At 63.6% G+C, this 16,475-nt stretch carries 17 protein-coding genes; 11 read left to right on the forward strand and 6 right to left on the reverse strand.

The window, feature by feature from the left end:
* Positions 1–40 precede the first annotated feature (40 nt).
* The 5 genes from JQ558_RS04465 to JQ558_RS04485 form a co-directional block, all read right to left on the reverse strand.
* On the reverse strand, positions 41–1,387 hold the full coding sequence (locus JQ558_RS04465) for a phosphatase PAP2/dual specificity phosphatase family protein (protein ID WP_249142341.1): 1,347 nt from the start codon (positions 1,385–1,387) through the stop codon (positions 41–43).
* Positions 1,384–3,135 carry a bifunctional alpha/beta hydrolase/class I SAM-dependent methyltransferase gene (locus JQ558_RS04470; protein WP_212293005.1) on the reverse strand — a complete coding sequence of 584 codons (1,752 nt, stop codon included), beginning with the start codon at positions 3,133–3,135 and terminating at the stop codon, positions 1,384–1,386. Before JQ558_RS04470 ends, JQ558_RS04465 begins: the two co-directional genes overlap by 4 nt.
* Before the next feature lie 31 nt (positions 3,136–3,166).
* Positions 3,167–3,784, reverse strand: coding sequence for a CDP-alcohol phosphatidyltransferase family protein (locus tag JQ558_RS04475; protein WP_212213171.1), 618 nt, complete (start codon positions 3,782–3,784; stop codon positions 3,167–3,169).
* A 153-nt stretch (positions 3,785–3,937) separates the two neighbouring features.
* Positions 3,938–5,362 (reverse strand): methyl-accepting chemotaxis protein, encoded by a 1,425-nt coding sequence (locus JQ558_RS04480; protein WP_212293006.1) that lies wholly within the window; start codon positions 5,360–5,362, stop codon positions 3,938–3,940.
* Positions 5,363–5,559: 197 nt separating this feature from the next.
* Complete coding sequence (locus JQ558_RS04485; RefSeq protein ID WP_212293007.1) at positions 5,560–7,326, reverse strand: methyl-accepting chemotaxis protein; 1,767 nt, start codon at positions 7,324–7,326, stop codon at positions 5,560–5,562.
* Between the two features lie 218 nt (positions 7,327–7,544).
* Between JQ558_RS04485 and JQ558_RS04490 the strand changes: the two genes are divergently transcribed.
* The 10 genes from JQ558_RS04490 to JQ558_RS04535 all read left to right on the forward strand — a co-directional run bounded on the left by JQ558_RS04490 (position 7,545) and on the right by JQ558_RS04535 (position 14,813).
* Positions 7,545–8,291 (forward strand): YebC/PmpR family DNA-binding transcriptional regulator, encoded by a 747-nt coding sequence (locus JQ558_RS04490; protein WP_212213163.1) that lies wholly within the window; start codon positions 7,545–7,547, stop codon positions 8,289–8,291.
* A gap of 254 nt (positions 8,292–8,545) precedes the next feature.
* Complete coding sequence (gene ruvC / locus JQ558_RS04495; RefSeq protein WP_212293008.1) at positions 8,546–9,073, forward strand: crossover junction endodeoxyribonuclease RuvC; 528 nt, start codon at positions 8,546–8,548, stop codon at positions 9,071–9,073.
* Positions 9,070–9,687, forward strand: a complete 618-nt coding sequence (gene ruvA, locus JQ558_RS04500; RefSeq protein ID WP_212293009.1) for a Holliday junction branch migration protein RuvA — start codon at positions 9,070–9,072, stop codon at positions 9,685–9,687. The genes ruvC and ruvA overlap by 4 nt, the downstream gene beginning before the upstream one ends.
* Before the next feature lie 25 nt (positions 9,688–9,712).
* Entirely contained in the window at positions 9,713–10,027 is a 315-nt protein-coding gene (locus JQ558_RS04505; protein WP_212293010.1) for an NIPSNAP family protein, read from the forward strand.
* Positions 10,028–10,066: 39 nt separating this feature from the next.
* Positions 10,067–11,116 carry a Holliday junction branch migration DNA helicase RuvB gene (gene ruvB, locus JQ558_RS04510; protein ID WP_212293011.1) on the forward strand — a complete coding sequence of 350 codons (1,050 nt, stop codon included), beginning with the start codon at positions 10,067–10,069 and terminating at the stop codon, positions 11,114–11,116.
* 300 nt (positions 11,117–11,416) lie between these two features.
* On the forward strand, positions 11,417–12,169 hold the full coding sequence (locus JQ558_RS04515) for a DUF6869 domain-containing protein (RefSeq protein WP_249142342.1): 753 nt from the start codon (positions 11,417–11,419) through the stop codon (positions 12,167–12,169).
* Between the two features lie 91 nt (positions 12,170–12,260).
* Entirely contained in the window at positions 12,261–13,172 is a 912-nt protein-coding gene (locus tag JQ558_RS04520) for a metallophosphoesterase (RefSeq protein ID WP_212293012.1), read from the forward strand.
* A gap of 69 nt (positions 13,173–13,241) precedes the next feature.
* Positions 13,242–13,691, forward strand: coding sequence for a tol-pal system-associated acyl-CoA thioesterase (gene ybgC, locus JQ558_RS04525; protein WP_212293013.1), 450 nt, complete (start codon positions 13,242–13,244; stop codon positions 13,689–13,691).
* Between the two features lie 71 nt (positions 13,692–13,762).
* Positions 13,763–14,230 carry a nuclear transport factor 2 family protein gene (locus JQ558_RS04530; RefSeq protein ID WP_212213144.1) on the forward strand — a complete coding sequence of 156 codons (468 nt, stop codon included), beginning with the start codon at positions 13,763–13,765 and terminating at the stop codon, positions 14,228–14,230.
* Positions 14,231–14,237: 7 nt separating this feature from the next.
* Positions 14,238–14,813 (forward strand): TetR/AcrR family transcriptional regulator, encoded by a 576-nt coding sequence (locus tag JQ558_RS04535; protein WP_249142343.1) that lies wholly within the window; start codon positions 14,238–14,240, stop codon positions 14,811–14,813.
* Positions 14,814–14,962: 149 nt separating this feature from the next.
* Here JQ558_RS04535 and JQ558_RS04540 read toward each other — a convergent pair whose 3' ends face one another.
* Complete coding sequence (locus JQ558_RS04540) at positions 14,963–15,607, reverse strand: glutathione S-transferase family protein (RefSeq protein WP_212213142.1); 645 nt, start codon at positions 15,605–15,607, stop codon at positions 14,963–14,965.
* Positions 15,608–15,728: 121 nt separating this feature from the next.
* On the opposite strand from JQ558_RS04540, the gene JQ558_RS04545 reads away from it, so the two are divergent.
* A complete protein-coding gene (locus tag JQ558_RS04545) occupies positions 15,729–16,436 on the forward strand; it encodes a TetR/AcrR family transcriptional regulator (RefSeq protein ID WP_212293014.1) in 708 nt (235 codons plus the stop codon).
* Positions 16,437–16,475 lie beyond the last annotated feature (39 nt).

Consider the following 16,475-nt stretch of genomic DNA (forward strand, 5'->3'; position numbering starts at 1 on the left):
CTGCTGCGGACAGCAGGATAGCCCCCTGAATCACCGCTGTTCATGGGGTGTTGCCTCGTGCCGCGTGCTCGATGGCCTGCAGCGCGTCCGCGCCCAGGACGATTCGCGGCCGCACTCGGCGCACGCGCTCGACCGCATCCTGGATGCTTGAGGCACGACCTGTGACCAGCAGCCAAACCGCTACCGCCGATGCGCTGCGCGAATAGCCGAGCGCGCAGCAGACGAGAACCGCGCCGCTCGCGCGCGTCCGCTCGATCATGGCAGCCGCTTCCCGCAGGGTGGACGGCGGCGGCGCCACCAGATCGAGCGCCGGGTATGCGTGCCAGCCGTCGTGAGCGCGCAGCGCCGGCATCTCGGCGCTCAGGTCCACGATTGACGCAAACGTCCTGGAATCGCCCCTGGAGGGCATTCGGCCGATCGCTACGCCATCGTCAACCGCCGCCTGCGTCGGCTCGTTGCGCGTCCAGATGCGGGAATTGATCCAGGCGCCCGCCAGATACGGTGCAAGCAGAAGGCGCACCGCAAGGCTCATGCGTCCATCCGCTCCTTTCTGGAAACCAGCGGCGCCGAAGACGGCGTAATTTGCTGCCACAAAGGCAAGTGCGAGCGCTGGCCAGAACAGCCACCAACCGGCCCCGCCGGTAAGCAATGCCGCGCCGGCGAAAACCAAAGCTCCGGCGGCGTAGTGGATTGCTAGCCGGCGCCTTTGTGGATCGCGCGTGAGCGCGAAAACCGAGATCGGAGTCGGCCCGCGATCCGGCCAAAGCCAGAGGCAGAACAACCCGAGCAGCGCGCCGGTCGGAACGTCGATGAAGTGATGCTGATAGGTGGTGAGCACTGAAGCGCCGACTAGGGCGAACCATGGGTGGAGCAGATATAGCGCCCAGCGCGGAAGATGGCGGGCATAAAGCACCCAAAGGATAACCAGCAGAGCGATATGCAGCGAAGGAGCCTGGTTGAACGGCTTGTCGAAGCTCGTCAAGGCTGCGAACAGAAAGCCGGGCAGCCCGACCGTCTCGGGTTGGGTGAAGGTAAAACGCAACGGAAGCTGGATGAAGCAGATAACCGCAACGACCTGTGCCGTCAGGAGGCGGCGGCCATGCGTGTCAAGCTCGTCCCGGCTCGCGCAGACGAACAACGACAGGCCGTAGAAGGCGTTGATCGACCAGTATGGAATAATCGTCCAGCCAAGGAACGGGATGGCGTGCTCCCAGCCGAAGACGATCGAAGGCACCCCCGGACGCAACAACGCGAGCCAGTTGGCAGCACCGTAGGTGAGGTAGAAGAACGGCGTGAGAAAACACAACCATGCGAAGGCGCGGCGCCACGGCCGCTCCGGGACGCTTTCCCGGGTTGTGGTAGTTGGTGAGCTCTCCGTAACGGTCACGGTCCGACCCGCTGCGCAAGCGACACGGTGAAGATGCCCCATTCGTCGATGCGCTGTTCGATCTTGCGGAAGCCCGCCGCCTCCACGAGTTGATCCATCTCGCCCTGGGTACGCCGACGCATGATCCACGCTTGCCCCTCTCGGTGGCTGGTGAGCGCCCGGGCGATCAGTTCGATCTGCGGATGCCAGGGTTGGCCGGTGTAGAGCAGATAACCACCGGGTTCGATTGCCGCCGCAAGTCCTGCCAGCGAACGGCCGACCATTTCGTTATCAGGAAACAGCTCGTAGAGACCAGATACGATGCCCATCGTCGGCTTCGGCTGCACAGCGGCCAAATCGTCGCGATCAAAAGCGTCGCCCTTGACGAAGGTGGCGACGTCCACGAGGCTTTTCTCGGCAATCAGCTTCGCGCCCGCCTCGACATTGATGTCGCTGTAATCGCGCAACAGAATTGAAGCCGGTTTCGTCCGCACGCCATCGAGCGCTTCGAGCACATAGCGCCCATGCCCGGCAGCAATGTCAATCACGCGAATCGGAACATTGTTCTCGCCAAGGCGCGCCATCGCGGCGCGCAGCAGTTCTTCCAGGTGCCGCTTGCGCTGGCGGATGCCGCGCCAGCCGATTGCACCGAGATAGTTGCGGTCGATCAGGCGGCCGAGTACGCCCTTGCCCTGCGGCGCGTTGCGGTAGACGTAGTCGAGGGTCGAGCCGGAGTCGAAGCCGGTGCGATGGCCAAGCGCGATGCCATTCGAAAGCAATCCGCCGATCCGCATGCTTAGACGCGTCAGCGCCCAATATAGCCCGCGCGGCGAAATCATCGGCAACGGCGAGGCCAACGCGTCGGCCTCTTCGCGGGTATAGCCCATGCGGTGGGATTCGAGCAGGATCGGCCGGTTCAAGGGTTCAGCGAAGCGATCGAGGATGAAACGACGTAACTTGGTGACCGCGGTGGCACGGCCGAACTCGCCGAGTGTGTCGTGATAAAATCCCGGAAGGATATGGCGCTCTTTGATCGGCGTTCCGAGCCGCTCGAAGAAGCGGTGTTGCGGCGCGTGATGCACGACCCAGTCGGCGCCGGAGATCAACAATTGGGTCGGCACCGTGATTGCACGCGCGTCGGTCACGACACGCTCTGCGGTCTCATAAAGGCCCAGCAGGATATTGACGGCAATTGGGCGCGTAATCAGCGGATCGGCACGGTATGACTCGATCCGTGCGGGGTCATGGGTGAGGAATTGCGGCTTAACGTAGGAGTTGACGAAGAATTTTCCACGCCAGGCGTGCTGCAACTTGAGGCCGAGGCGCGCGAACGGCACATAGAGCTTCACCTTGAAGGCGGGCGAGGCCAGCACCATGCAGCGGATCTTTGGTGCATAGTCGTGCACCCACGCCGCAATCAGCACCGCGCCAACGCTCTGTGCGATGACCGCCACGTCCTCGACGGCGATGCTGTAGGTTGCCGCTATATGATCGACGAACGTCTGCACGTCGCGCACGGAGGTGCCGAGACTAGGGCTGTAGCCGCGTTCTCCGGGTGAGCGCCCGTGACCGCGCGCGTCCCAAGCAAACACGGCGAAGTCGGGAAGGTCGAACTCATCGGCGAGATGGGCCATGCGGCCAGAATGCTCGTGGCCGCGGTGGAAGAGGAGGATCGCGCCTTGCGGCTTTTCGGACACGGCAGGCCAATGCCGGTAAAACAACGAGACGCCATCGTGCGTTTGAAATGTATTTTCGTGAACGGCGCGCATCGAGAACTCCGATAAGCCGGCTACGTGACACTTACCCTATACGGCCGTACCCGCCTTCGGCGAGGCCGGCGCGAACGCGGTTGACCGTTGTGACGAGCAGAAGAAGCCCGATCGCCGGCATCAGCCAGAACAGCGGGCCCGGCAGTGCTCCGCCAAAGCCGATCCAGCAAGCAAGCGTACCAAAGACGAGCGCGCGGTCGCTCTTGCCGAGCGGGCCGTCATAGCGGCGCGACGCGCCGGCCAGCGGACCAAGCACACCAGCAAACTCCGCCAGGATAGAAAGAAAGATCACCGTCACAACGTCGATCGGACCGAATGGCGCGACGGTCGCGAACGGCGCATAGAGCGCAGCGTCGGAGACCACATCGCCGATTTCATTGAGATAGGCGCCGAGTCTGCTCTTTTGACCGAATTCGCGCGCTAACATGCCGTCGATGGCGTTGAGCGCCATGCGAACGAACAGCCACAGTGGCATCAATAGGAAGACGAGCCTTTCGTCGGCTTTCCACATGACGATGCAAGCGATCGCCACCGATCCCGCGGTCGCCACAACGGTGACGGCATTCGCCGTGATGCGATTTGCGGCGAGCCACGCGACCAGCGGACGCAGAAATGTCTGGAAGCGCGGCTTAAGAGCGTAAAGAGACATATCTACCGTTGTTCGACAGAGACCGCTTTCAGCCCGAACAATGGCATTCATTTCCTACTGAAATGTATGTTACAGCAGAGCTTTTCTAGGGGTTGTGCGATTTTGTATCTGCGCCCTGCGGTATACCGCCCGGAGGTCGCCGAACGACCACATCTAGCTCTGCCTAAAGCCCATGCGGAAAGCGCCCCAATGGCGGCCGCGCACGTGGATCGGGGAGGAGAGGTCTTTCATCAGCACGAAATTGCCGCCGCCCATGTCGCGGCGGTAGGTCTGCAGCAGGAACGGCTTTGTGTTATCAGCGACCTTCTTCACCGCGCGGTCGCTGAACAGGCGGCGGTTGCGGCAATTGGCGTTGTTCCAAACCGGGTCGGGCCCCTGTGGCAGGCGGTAGTTCGGATTGTGGGTCGGCAGATAGCCGCCTTTGGCCCAGGCGACGCAGAACACGATGCGCGGATCGCTCTTCTGGATCGGATCCTGGATGGAGGGCAGGACGCGGTCGGTGAAGGCGACATAGTCGGTCAGATATTGCTTCGGATCGGTACCTGATATTTCGCGGTATTTCTCGTCCATCAACTGCTCGACCGTGATCTCGCCGCGCGCGACGGCGGCCTCGAACGCGTCGGAAATCTGCTTTGCGGTATCCATCACCACGCGGATCAACGGCGCATCCGCCGTCTCGACGCCGCTGTCGGCGATCAGTACGATCAGGCCTTCCGACAGTTCGAGCAGCTTCGCTACCCGTCCGTCGGCCTGCTTCAGCTCGCTGGAAGACAAATCGACGCCCTGGGCAAGCTGGCCGAGTTCCTCGATCACGCGGTCGCAATGGCCGAGATTGGACGTCGCGGCCCTGGCGACGCCGTCGATCTCATAGCCTACGGACGCGATGCCCTGATGCACGCGCGCGATGATGCCGCTGATCTGCTGTGCGCCTTCACTAGCGCTCTTGGCGCGGAGCGAGGCGTCGCTGCTCTCGCCGATCAGGCTGCCGATCTGGCCGTCGAGATCGCGCATGGTATCGGAAATCTGCTGCGTGGCCTGGCGAGTTCCTTCCGCCAGGCTCTTCACTTCGTTCGCGACGACGGCAAAGCCGCGGCCGGCGGTTCCGGCGCGCGCCGCCTCGATCGTGGCATTGAGCGCCAGAAGGTTGGTCTGCTTCGCAATCGCCTCGATCGAGCCGGAAACTTTTGCAACCTGCGACAGGGCCGAGCCGACGGCGCCGAGCCGCGCCTCGATGCGACCGACCGCTTCGACGAGTTCGGCGATGTGCTGGACGGCCGTATCCACCGCGCTGCGTGACTGAACGATCTCTCCGACGGCGGCCGACGTGGTCGATTGCACCGCCTGCGATGCATTGGCGATGTCGCGGTTGGCCGAGACCATCGTCTGGGCCGTCTTCTGCAAGTGGTGGAACCGGTCCGACTGGTTCGCGACGCGGCTTGCGACCTCCTGGACGTTGCCGGCGATGTCGGCAAGCTCCACGCCGAGCCCGCCGATGCGGTCGGCAAGCTGGTCAATCAGTCGTTCGGCAAGTGTCTGGTTGGATTGAGTGTCCAGGACTGCACGCTGTACAAAGGACATGCTCGAGCTTTCTCCAGTCAGAGCCGGCGATCGGCCCACCGCGGCGAGCGCATTCCAATTCCAAGTCTAGAATGCGATTCGCGCCTTGCGTCTTGCCTGAGAGCGAACTGCTGGAGCGTTTTCGAGCGAAGCATGCGCTCGGACCTGATCCGGGGATGGATACCGGTTCGCGTCAAGAAAACGCGTCAATCGAGAATCTACAGCCTGTAGGCCGTGCGGAAACCGCCCCAGTGCCGGCCCTTGACGCGGATCGGCACGTCGATCTCGCGCATCATCACGGTGTTGCCGTTGCCCATGTCGCGGGCGTAGCTCTGCACCAAATAGGCGCGCTGGTTGCGGCCGGCGGCGAGGCCCGCGGGATCGTTGAAGATGCGGCGGTTGCGGCTGTTGGCGGTGTTCCAGGTGACGTCGCCCGGCCGCTGCGGGTGTGAATAGATCTTGTTGTGAACCGGCAGATAGCCGTTCTGGTCGATGACAGCGCAGAACGCCATGCGCTTGTCTTTGGCGAGGAAAGCTTCCTGGAACGGCGGCAGCGCGCGGTCCGCCCAGTCCAGAATTTTGGTGCGGTACTGCACCGGGTTGCTGCCTTGGATTTCGACATAGTTGGTGTCGAACATGTCCTCGATCGAGATCGCGCCGCTGGCGACGCCCTGCTCGAAAATTTTCGTCAACGCCGCGCCTGCTTCCATGGCGCGGGTGACGAACTCGGTGTTCTCGTCGTGGATCGCCCACAATTTGTCTTCGATCGCCTCGCGCAACGCGGCATCCGGCCGCTCGAACTGCGCCTGCGCGCCGGCCTTGGAACGCTCGCTGATGCGAATTTTGCAGACGCCGATATCCGGCAGCGTGGCGTCGAGGCTTTGGTTGGGCGGCAGCTTTTCGGCGTCTGCGCCGCTGATCAGGATGCCGTCGATCGAAATCTCGTAGACCGGCGCCGTGATCAGGCGGCGCGGGGTCTGGATTTCGACCTTGAGGCTGCAAGGCAGCTTTTCCTGTTTGCGCTGGCCCTGGCGCTCGCTTTGGCGCAGCAGCACCGCGCAGCGCGATTTGAGCTTCTGCGCAAAGGTCGTGACCGCGCGTCCGGCACTGGCGACGCTTTCGCCATGCGCTTCGGCTTCCTTGGTCGCAACATCGATCTCGGTGGCGCTTTCGCCGACCGAGACGATGAAGCGCGATGCGGAGGCGGCATTGTCGGACATTTCGCCGGTGGTCTGGCTTTGCTCGGCAACCGCGCCGTTGACGTTGTCGAACACCGGCCGGATCAATTCGATCGCCTGCGAAATCCGATGCACGGCGTCGACCGAGCCGGCGGCGTCACGCTGCAGCGCTTCGATCTTCCTGGTGATTTCCTCGGTGGCGTTCTGGGTCTGCACCGCCAGCGCCTTCACCTCGGTGGCGACGACGGCAAATCCGCGCCCGGCTTCGCCGGCGCGCGCGGCCTCGATCGTCGAATTGAGCGCCAGCAGCGTGGTTTGCCGCGCGATCTGCGCGATCAGATTGACGACATTGCCAATCGCCGCGGAGGATTCGCGCAACCGGTCCACATTGGCGCTGGCTTCGCGGGCGGCCTCGCTGGCCTGGTCGGCGAGCTTGCCGGCATCGCGCACCTGCTCGCCGATGCCCTGCGCCGAATGGGTGAATTTGTCGGCGGCCTGCGAGAAAGTGGTCGCGGTGCTCTGGGCTGCGGTGGTGCGGCCGGTCAGGGCGTCAGTGCGGTGGCGGATGGTGGTCAGCGTCGCCGCGGTGGCCTCGGCGCCGCCGGCGACCGAATGGGCCGCGCGCTCGAGCTGGCGGATCATGCCACCGAGTTCGAGTTCGAGCAGCTCAAGGATTTCCTTGGCCGAATCGCTTTCAAGGGTGCCGTCGCTCGCGGCTGCTGCCGTCGGAACCGCACCCGGATTGTTGGGTTCAACGGCAGGCGCGGACGCCTCCGGCACTCGCTTTCGAAACAAACCGAACGCCATGGGCTCTCTTAACGGTTGGGGTCTCTTAAAAGTTGAGTAGGTGCGGCGCATCCTCTCATCCGGGCATGAAGTCATGGTTAACAACTGCCTCATATTCCATCTTACGGGCACTACTTAAGTACCAGAACGGCCTTGAATCTTTGATTTTGGCCGGTTGACGGCCTATAAGGCCGCGTTTTCATTCAAATCCGCTCACGAACGAATCCAAGAGACCCCGCATGGCCGGCCATTCCCAGTTCAAGAACATCATGCACCGCAAGGGGCGGCAGGATGCCCAGAAGTCGAAACTGTTCGGCAAGCTGGCGCGGGAAATCACGGTCGCGGCCAAAATGGGCCAGCCCGATCCGGCGATGAACGCGCGGCTGCGCGCGGCGATCATTTCCGCCCGCCAGGAGAATATGTCGAAGGATTCGATCGAGCGCGCGGTGAAGAAGGCGAGCGGCGGCGAGGGCGAGAACTACGACGAGATTCGCTACGAGGGCTACGGACCCGGCGGCGTCGCCGTCATCGTCGAGGCGCTGACCGACAACCGCAACCGCGCCGCCTCCGACATCCGCTCCTACTTCACCAAGTCCGGCGGCAACCTCGGCGAAACCGGATCGGTTTCCTTCATGTTCGATCACACCGGCATCATCGAATACGACGCCAAGGTCGCCTCCGACGATGCGATGCTGGATGCCGCGATCGAAGCCGGCGCCGACGACGTGATTTCGAGCGAGAACGGCCACGAAATCTACGCCTCCAAGGAAACGTTTCGCGAGGTCGCCAAGGCGCTGGAAGCGAAGTTCGGCGAGGCCCGCAAGGCGGCGCTGACCTGGAAGCCGCAGAACACGGTGCCGGTGGACGACGAGACCGGCGAGAAGCTGCTCAAGCTGATCGACCATTTGAACGAGCACGACGACGTGCAGAACGTCTACGCCAATTTCGAAGTCTCGGACGCGCTGATGGCGAAGATGGGCGGGTAGTTTGTCGTCCCTGCGAACGCGGCCCCACGCTCCGCTGTCGTCGGCCGGCATAGCCGTCTGAAGGACGGCGTCGCTTCCGCTCGCCTACGACCGGGCGATCCAGTACTCCGGGCAGTTGCGATTCATCACAGGCTTCCCGGCGTACTGGATCCCCGCCTTCGCGGGGATGACAATTGATGGTCGGTACGCGACCTGGGCAGGGGATGACGTTCTCTTTATGTTTCGTTCACGCCGCTCTGGCGTTATCACAGGCCATGACATCTCCCCCGATTCGCCAACCCGTCCGGATCATCGGCATCGACCCCGGCCTGCGCCGCACCGGCTGGGGCGTGATCGAGACCGAGGGCAACCGGCTGGTCTTCATCGGCTGCGGCTCGGTGGAGCCGCCGGATGATCAGCCGCTGGCGAGCCGACTGCTCGCGATCCATGAAGGCCTCGCCGCCGTGCTCGGCGATTTCCGCCCGATGGAGGCAGCGGTCGAACAGACCTTTGTGAACAAGGACGGCGTTGCGACGCTGAAACTCGGCCAGGCGCGCGGCGTCGCTATGCTGGCGCCGGCGATGTTCGGCATATCGGTTGCCGAATACGCGCCCAACCAGGTCAAGAAGACCGTGGTCGGCGCCGGTCATGCCGACAAGAACCAGATCGCGGTGATGCTGAAAATCCTGCTGCCGAAGGCCGAGCCGAAATCCGCCGACGCCGCCGACGCGCTGGCGATCGCGATCACGCACGCCCATCACCGCGCCAGCACGGCGCTGCGGCTGAAGGTGGCGGGGATATGATCGGCAAACTCAAGGGCCTGATCGACTCCTACGGCGAGGATTACGTGATCCTCGACGTCGGCGGTGTCGGCTATCAGGTGCACTGTTCGTCGCGCACGCTGCAGGCGCTGCCCGCGCCCGGCGAGGCCGCGGTGCTCTCGATCGAGACTTATGTGCGCGAGGACCAGATCAAGCTGTTCGGCTTTCGCGGCGACATCGAGCGCGAATGGTTCCGCCTCTTGCAGACGGTGCAGGGCGTCGGCGCCAAGGTGGCGCTGGCGGTGCTCTCGACCTTGCCGCCGGCTGAACTTGCGAACGCGATCGCGCTGCGCGACAAGGCCGCGGTGACGCGCACGCCCGGCGTCGGGCCGAAAGTCGCCGAACGCATTGTCACCGAATTGAAGGACAAGGCGCCGGCCTTCGCCAGCGTCGATCCGGCGCTGGTGCATCTTTCAGGAGCGATCGACAATGATCGCGCGCCACGCCCGGTCACCGACGCGATCTCGGCGCTGGTCAATCTCGGCTACGGCCAGCCGCAGGCGGCGGCCGCCATCGCGTCGGCCTCGCGCAGCGCCGGCGAGAATGCGGAAACGGCCCACCTGATCCGGTTGGGGCTGAAGGAATTGGCGAAATGAACGAACTGCGCTGGAGCATCACAAAATGATTACCTGTTATCTGCGGTACCAGCTCGACCCGGACAAGCTCGCCGACTTCGAGGCGTACGGCGCGATGTGGCTTGAGCTGCTGCCGCGGTTCGGCGGCATCCATCACGGCTACTTTCTGCCATCCGAAGGCGAGAGCGACGTGGCGTTGGCGATGTTCAGCTTTCCGAGCCTCGCGGCCTACGAACAGTACCGCAAGGATGCCGGCACCGATCCCGACTGCCAGAAGGCGGTCGCCTTCGCAAAACGGACGCGCTGCTTCATCCGGTATGAACGGTCGTTTTTCCGGCCATTGTTTCCGAAAACGGCCTAAAGCTGGGCGAAGAGGTGAGAAAGACATACAAGTAGCCGCATGAACACGCCCTCCCGCATCGTTACCCCCGAGCGCCGCAGCGACGATGTCGGCGACACCGCGCTGCGCCCGCAATTGCTGTCGGAGTTCGTCGGCCAGGCGCAGGCGCGCAAAAACCTTTCGATCTTCATCGAGGCGGCGCGCAAGCGCGGCGAGGCGCTCGATCACGTGCTGTTCGTGGGGCCTCCCGGCCTCGGCAAGACCACGCTGGCGCAGATCGTGGCGCGTGAACTCGGCGTCGGCTTTCGCGCCACCTCCGGTCCCGTCATCGCCAAGGCCGGCGACCTCGCCGCGCTCCTGACCAATCTCGAGGAGCGCGACGTCCTGTTCATCGACGAAATCCATCGCCTCAGTCCGGCGGTCGAGGAGGTGCTCTATCCTGCGATGGAGGATTTTCAGCTCGATCTCATCATCGGCGAGGGGCCGGCGGCGCGATCCGTAAAAATCGAGCTGGCGAAATTCACCCTGGTCGGCGCCACCACGCGCGCGGGCCTGCTCACCAATCCGCTGCGCGATCGCTTCGGCATTCCGGTGCGGCTGAATTTCTACACCGTGGAAGAGCTGGAGAAGATTGTCACCCGCGGCGCCCGTGTGCTCAACATCGGCATGACGCCGGACGGCGCCAACGAGATCGCGCGCCGCGCCCGCGGCACGCCGCGCATCGCCGGTCGGCTGCTGCGCCGGGTGCGGGATTTTGCGTCCGCCGCGGATGCCACCTCTGTCGACCGCGCCATTGCCGACCATGCGCTGAGCGCGCTGGAAGTCGATGCCGCCGGCCTCGATGCGATGGACCGGCGCTATCTCTCGACCATCGCGCTGAACTATGGCGGCGGCCCGGTCGGCGTCGAGACCATGGCGGCGGCGCTGTCGGAGCCGCGCGATGCGATCGAGGACATCATCGAGCCGTTCCTGATCCAGTGCGGCTACCTGCAGCGCACCCCGCGCGGCCGGCTGTTGACCTCGCACGCCTTCAAACATCTCGGCCTCGCCGAACCCGCCCGCGATCCGGCGCAGTTCGGCTTGTTCGGCGGCGGCGAGAGCGACGACTGAACACTTTGATTTGAGCATAATCTCCGCGCAAACGCCTTGCGTTTGTCGCGAGGGAAAACCGGTCCCCACTTTTCCGGATTATGCTCGTTCGAACCGGATCGGCCCAATCACGCACTAATAGAAAATATCAACAAGTCGGCGGCGCGGATCGCGCGGGATCGGCTGTTTTTGCCGTGGAGTGCCAGATGAAATCGACCGAAGATGCCAAGGTGCTGGCCGTTGTCGCGGCAGCGCCGGAACTGGGCACGCCCGACGATTCCGGCAACGTCCTCAACGCGATGCCTGTCGGAGCTGGCCTCATTGTGGGCTGTTCTGCAGCGGCTCAGCAAGCGCGACCAGACCTCCGGCGCCTGGGCGGCCAGGCTCTATTTCGATCATCTGCCGCACCGCAAACCGGATCGCGCGCTCGATCTTGCGCTCGAAGTGCTGCGCCGTGAATCCGACAAGCCGACCGTGATGCAGCTCAATGAAAAGTTCATGATGTCGCTGATGTATGCCCACGGCGAAAGCGTGATCGATCGGATCGAGGCCGAGGCGAAGGACAATGCCCGGCTGCGCTGGCTGCTCGGCGGCATTCTGCTCGGACCAAACAAGCCGTTGAAGCAACGCATCCAGGCGATCGCCGACCTCAAGGGCTGGAAGGCCGACGACATCGCGCGACGGACCCCAAAACAGCCGCTCGATTGCGAAGCGATGGCGCTGCCGGAGCTGGCGCGCGCCTGGGTCGAACAGCATTCGAAATCCGACCGCGACCGCGATGACAGTTTCTTTGCGATGATGGATTATGAGAGCGAATTGCGGGAGGAGGATCCGGACAGGGCGATCGATCTGATCGTCGCGATCCTCGAGATCGAGACCAATCCGGCGCTGCTGTCGCTGCTCGCGGCCGGTCCGCTCGAGGATGTCATCAGCATGGAAACCATCGACCGCATCGAGCGCGAGGCGCAGGCCAGCGACCGTTTTCGAGATCTTTTGGGCGGCGTCTGGTACTATCGCGCCTCCGACGAATTGAGGGCCCGGCTCGACGCGCTGGTCGGAGAGAACAGGTGGTAACCTTAATGCAACTGCTGACGATCTGCACAAACGCACCCCAATTCCGGCTCAATACCCGCCCATGTTTGCGATGCATCACGATTGACCAGCCATGATTTCACGCCGACATTTCTTTAAACTCTTTGGTGGATTGGGCGCTCTCGGCGTCACGACCACGGCCTACGGGTTCTCCGAACCCGCGCTGCAGCTTCGCGTCGTCAGCTACAACCTTGCGCCGCCTCAATGGCCCACCGATCTCAAGCTCAAGATCGCCGTCATCACCGACCTGCACGCCTGCGATCCCTGGATGTCCCTCGACCGCATCCAGGGAATCGTTGAGCGAACCAACGCACTGAAGGCTGACGTCATCGTCATGCTCGGCGACTACGTGGCCGGGCACCGCAAGGTGACGCGCTTCATCCCGGCCGATGAATGGGCGCCGGTGCTGGCCGGGCTGAAGGCCCCGCTCGGCGTCCACGCCATTCTCGGCAATCATGATTGGTGGGATGACAAGGAAGTGCAGCGCGAAGGCAAGGGCCACACCTTCGCCCGCCGCGCGCTGGAGGCGTCAGGTATTCCGGTCTACGACAACGACGCCAAGCGCCTCACCAAGGACGGGCGGCCATTCTGGCTGGCGGGCCTTGGCGATCAACTGGCCTATTTCCCGGCACGCCGTTTCAGGCCGGTGCGGCGGGTCGGCGTCGACGATCTCGGCGCCACGCTGGCGAAGGTCACGGATGATGCGCCGGTCATTCTGCTGGCGCATGAGCCCGACATCGCCAGGCGCGTGCCCTCGCGGGTGTCACTGCAGCTCTCCGGCCATACCCATGGCGGTCAGGTGCGTTTGCTGGGCTGGTCGCCAGTCGCACCGTCCGGCCAGCGGCTCGCCTATGGTCACATCCGCATGAAGCACGACATCGTCGTCTCCGGCGGCCTCGGCTGCAGCATCATGCCGTTCCGCATCGGCGTTCCCCCGGAGATCGTGCTGGTGACGCTGGGCGGGCAGGGCCCGGTCGTGGCGTAATCTGTCGCGCTTGCGCGGCAGGCGGATTTTGCGCAAAACGATGGCTTTCCAGGCGATCGAGGGCCGCAATTGACTTTACCCCACATCGACGGCGCGGTCCGCGACGGCCGCCATCACATGCAGGTCCGCGTCTACTACGAGGACACGGATTTCTCCGGCATCGTCTACCACGCCAATTATCTGCGCTTCATGGAGCGCGGCCGCACCAATCATCTGCGGCTGATGGGTGCCGATCAGCATGCGCTTTTCGAGCAGGCGCAGGCGGAGACGCCGGGCTTTGCCTTCGTGGTCCGCTCGATGGAAATCGATTTCCTGCGGCCGGCGCGGATGGACGATCTGCTCGACGTGGTGACCTGGCCGATCGCGGTGAAGGGCGCCTCGATCACGCTGGCGCAGGAAGTGCGACGCGGCGGGGAAGCTCTGGTTACGGCCAAGGTACGCGTCGCCTTCATTTGCGAGGGGCGGGCGAAGCCGATCCCGAAATCGCTGCGGCAGCTGATGAAGGCCGATCTGGATTGATTTCGCCGAATACTTGACACTCTGTACCGATCGGTACAGTCTCCGGCTCGTTCAGAAGCCGGAGATACCCGATGTCGCGCCCGCCCTTGCCGCCGTTCACGCGAGAGACCGCTGCCCAGAAAGCGCGCATGGCGGAGGACGCCTGGAATTCGCGCGATCCCGTGCGCGTCTCGCTGGCCTATACCGAGGACAGCCGCTGGCGGAACCGCGCCGAATTTTTCGAAGGCCGCGCCGCGATCGTCGAATTCCTCACCCGCAAATGGGCGAAGGAGCACGAATACCGCCTGATCAAGGATCTCTGGGCCTTCGACGCCAACCGCATCGCGGTGCGCTTCCAGTATGAATGGCATGACGGTGCCGGGCAGTGGCACCGCTCCTACGGCAACGAGCAATGGGAGTTCGACGAGCACGGCCTGATGCGCCGGCGCGAGGCCAGCATCAACGATGTCGAGATTGCCGAGAAAGACCGGCGCTTTCATTGGGCCGCGCCCGGACCGCGTCCGGCGGATGTCGCGGGCTTGAGCGAGAGCCCGTTCTAGCGGAGCCATGGCCAAGGGAACGATAGCCAAGACCGTTTCCGAACGCGCCGACCTGTTGCCGCTGATCTCGGAGGTGTTCCGCAGCCACGGTTATGAAGGCGCGACGCTGGCGCTGATCGGCAAGGCCACGGGTCTGGGGAAGGGCAGCCTCTATCATTTCTTCCCCGACGGCAAAGCGCAGATGGCCGCGGAAGTCTTGGCCGAGATCGACCACTGGTTCGAGGTCAATATCTTCGCAGCCCTGCGCAACTCCGATGATCCCGCACAGGCGATTTCCGACATGACCGCTTGTGTCGACCGCTATTTCCGTTCGGGCCACCGCGTCTGCCTGGTCGGCGTCATCGCGCTCGGGGCATCGCGAGATATTTTCAGCTCGCAGGTAGCGGATTATTTCAGCCGCTGGAACGATGCGCTGGCACAAACACTGCGGCGCGCCGGCTTCAGTGCAGGCGTGGCGCGGCGGCGATCCGCCGATGCGCTGCTGACCATTCAGGGCGCGCTGGTGCTGGCGCGGGCGCTCGACGACACAAAAGTGTTCGGGCAGGCGATGGTGGATATGAAGGCGCGTTTGCTGGCGAAATGAGGTACGTCACTTTCCATTGATGTCGTCCCGGCCTGGAGCCGGGACGACATACCGCGTGATCTATCGGTAGAAAAAAGTCGGCAGACACCCGCCTAAATTACGCACGCCGCGGCGTATGGGCCCCGGCGTTCGCCGGGGCGACAACTGAATTACGCCGCCGCCTTGTGCCGGGCGATCTCGGCCTTGTAGAGGTCGAACTCTTCCGCCAGCGCTTTCGCCACGCTCGGCCGCTTCTTCATCCGGTCGAGATAATCCTTCACGGCTGGATATTTCGAAAAGTCGATCATCGGGGTCGCGATGCTCCAGTTCAGCACGGTGGTGAGATAGGCGTCCGCCACGCTGAAATGATCGAGCACGAATTCACGCCCCTCGAGATATTTGTTGAGGTAGTCGAGGCGCGACAGATACCGCTCCAGCGTATAGGCCTTGACCTCCGCCGGCACGGTCTTGCCGAGCAGCGGCGTGAACAGGCCCTTGTGCAGTTCGGTGCCGATGAAGCACAGCCATTGCTGCAGCTTCGAGCGTTCAATGCCGGGTCCGGCGCCGATATTGGAATCGGACAACCGCTCGGCGACGTGCTGCAGGATTGCGGCGTTCTCGGTCAGCGTCACGCCGTCGTCGGTCCGCACCACGGGCACGAGGCCGAGCGGATTGACTGCGTAGAAATCCGAATCGTCTTTCAACACGCGTTTGGTCTTGGGGTCGACCTCGATGAAGTTGGCCTGGCTGCCGGCCTCATACAGCGCGATCCTGGTTGCCATCGAGCAGGCGAGGGGCGAGAAATAAAGGTCCATGGTCGAATCTCCCTGTGGGGTTCACTTTTGGGGTTTCGGTCTTTGGGTTCAGACGGTCGCGACGGCTGAGCTTGATTTATGTACCGCTTCGTATAAATAAGCGTCAAGGATTATTTGCAAGATGGTACAAAAAAGGAATCCACCGCCGCCGCGCGTCCGGCCCAAGGCGAAGACTGAGCTTTCAAAGCCCGAGCCTGCGAGGCCGCAACCCCCGGCCGGCGGCGTCCCGACAAAACGCCGCGGCCGGCCGCGCGCCTATGAGCCTGACGTGGCGCTGTCGCGCGCGCTCGATGTGTTCTGGAAGGACGGCTTTGCCGCGACCTCGCTCGATGATCTCAGCGCCGCCACCGGCATGAACCGGCCGAGCCTCTATGGCGCGTTCGGCGACAAGCGCGAACTCTACAAGAAGACCTATGAGAGCTACCGCAACCGCGCCCGCGCGCGGATGGGCGAGGCCTTTGCGGCCGACATGCCGCTGCGGCCGATGCTGCTTCGGATCTATGGCATCGCGCTTGACATGTATCTGTCGGGCGAGGGCGGACCGCGCGGCTGTTTCACTGTCATGACCGCGACCTCGGAAGCGGTGTTCGACCCTGACATCCGCGCCCTGGTGGTCAGCGGCCTCGGCGAGATGGATCGATTCTTTGCGCGGCTGTTCAAGATCGCACAGGAACGGGGTGAATTGTCCGCTTCCGCCGATCCGCAAGTGCTGGCCAATCTCGCGTCGGCGACCATCCACACCATTGCAATCCGCGCTCGCGCGCAAGTGCCGCGCGCGGAACTGGAAGCGCTGGTGAACGGCGCGGTGGATGTGATGGCGCGCGGGTAGCACCGGTGTCGTCCCGGCCTTGAGCACAGATGTGCAATT

The sequence above is a fragment of the Bradyrhizobium sp. AUGA SZCCT0160 genome, from assembly GCF_018130105.1.
GTDB lineage: Bacteria > Pseudomonadota > Alphaproteobacteria > Rhizobiales > Xanthobacteraceae > Bradyrhizobium.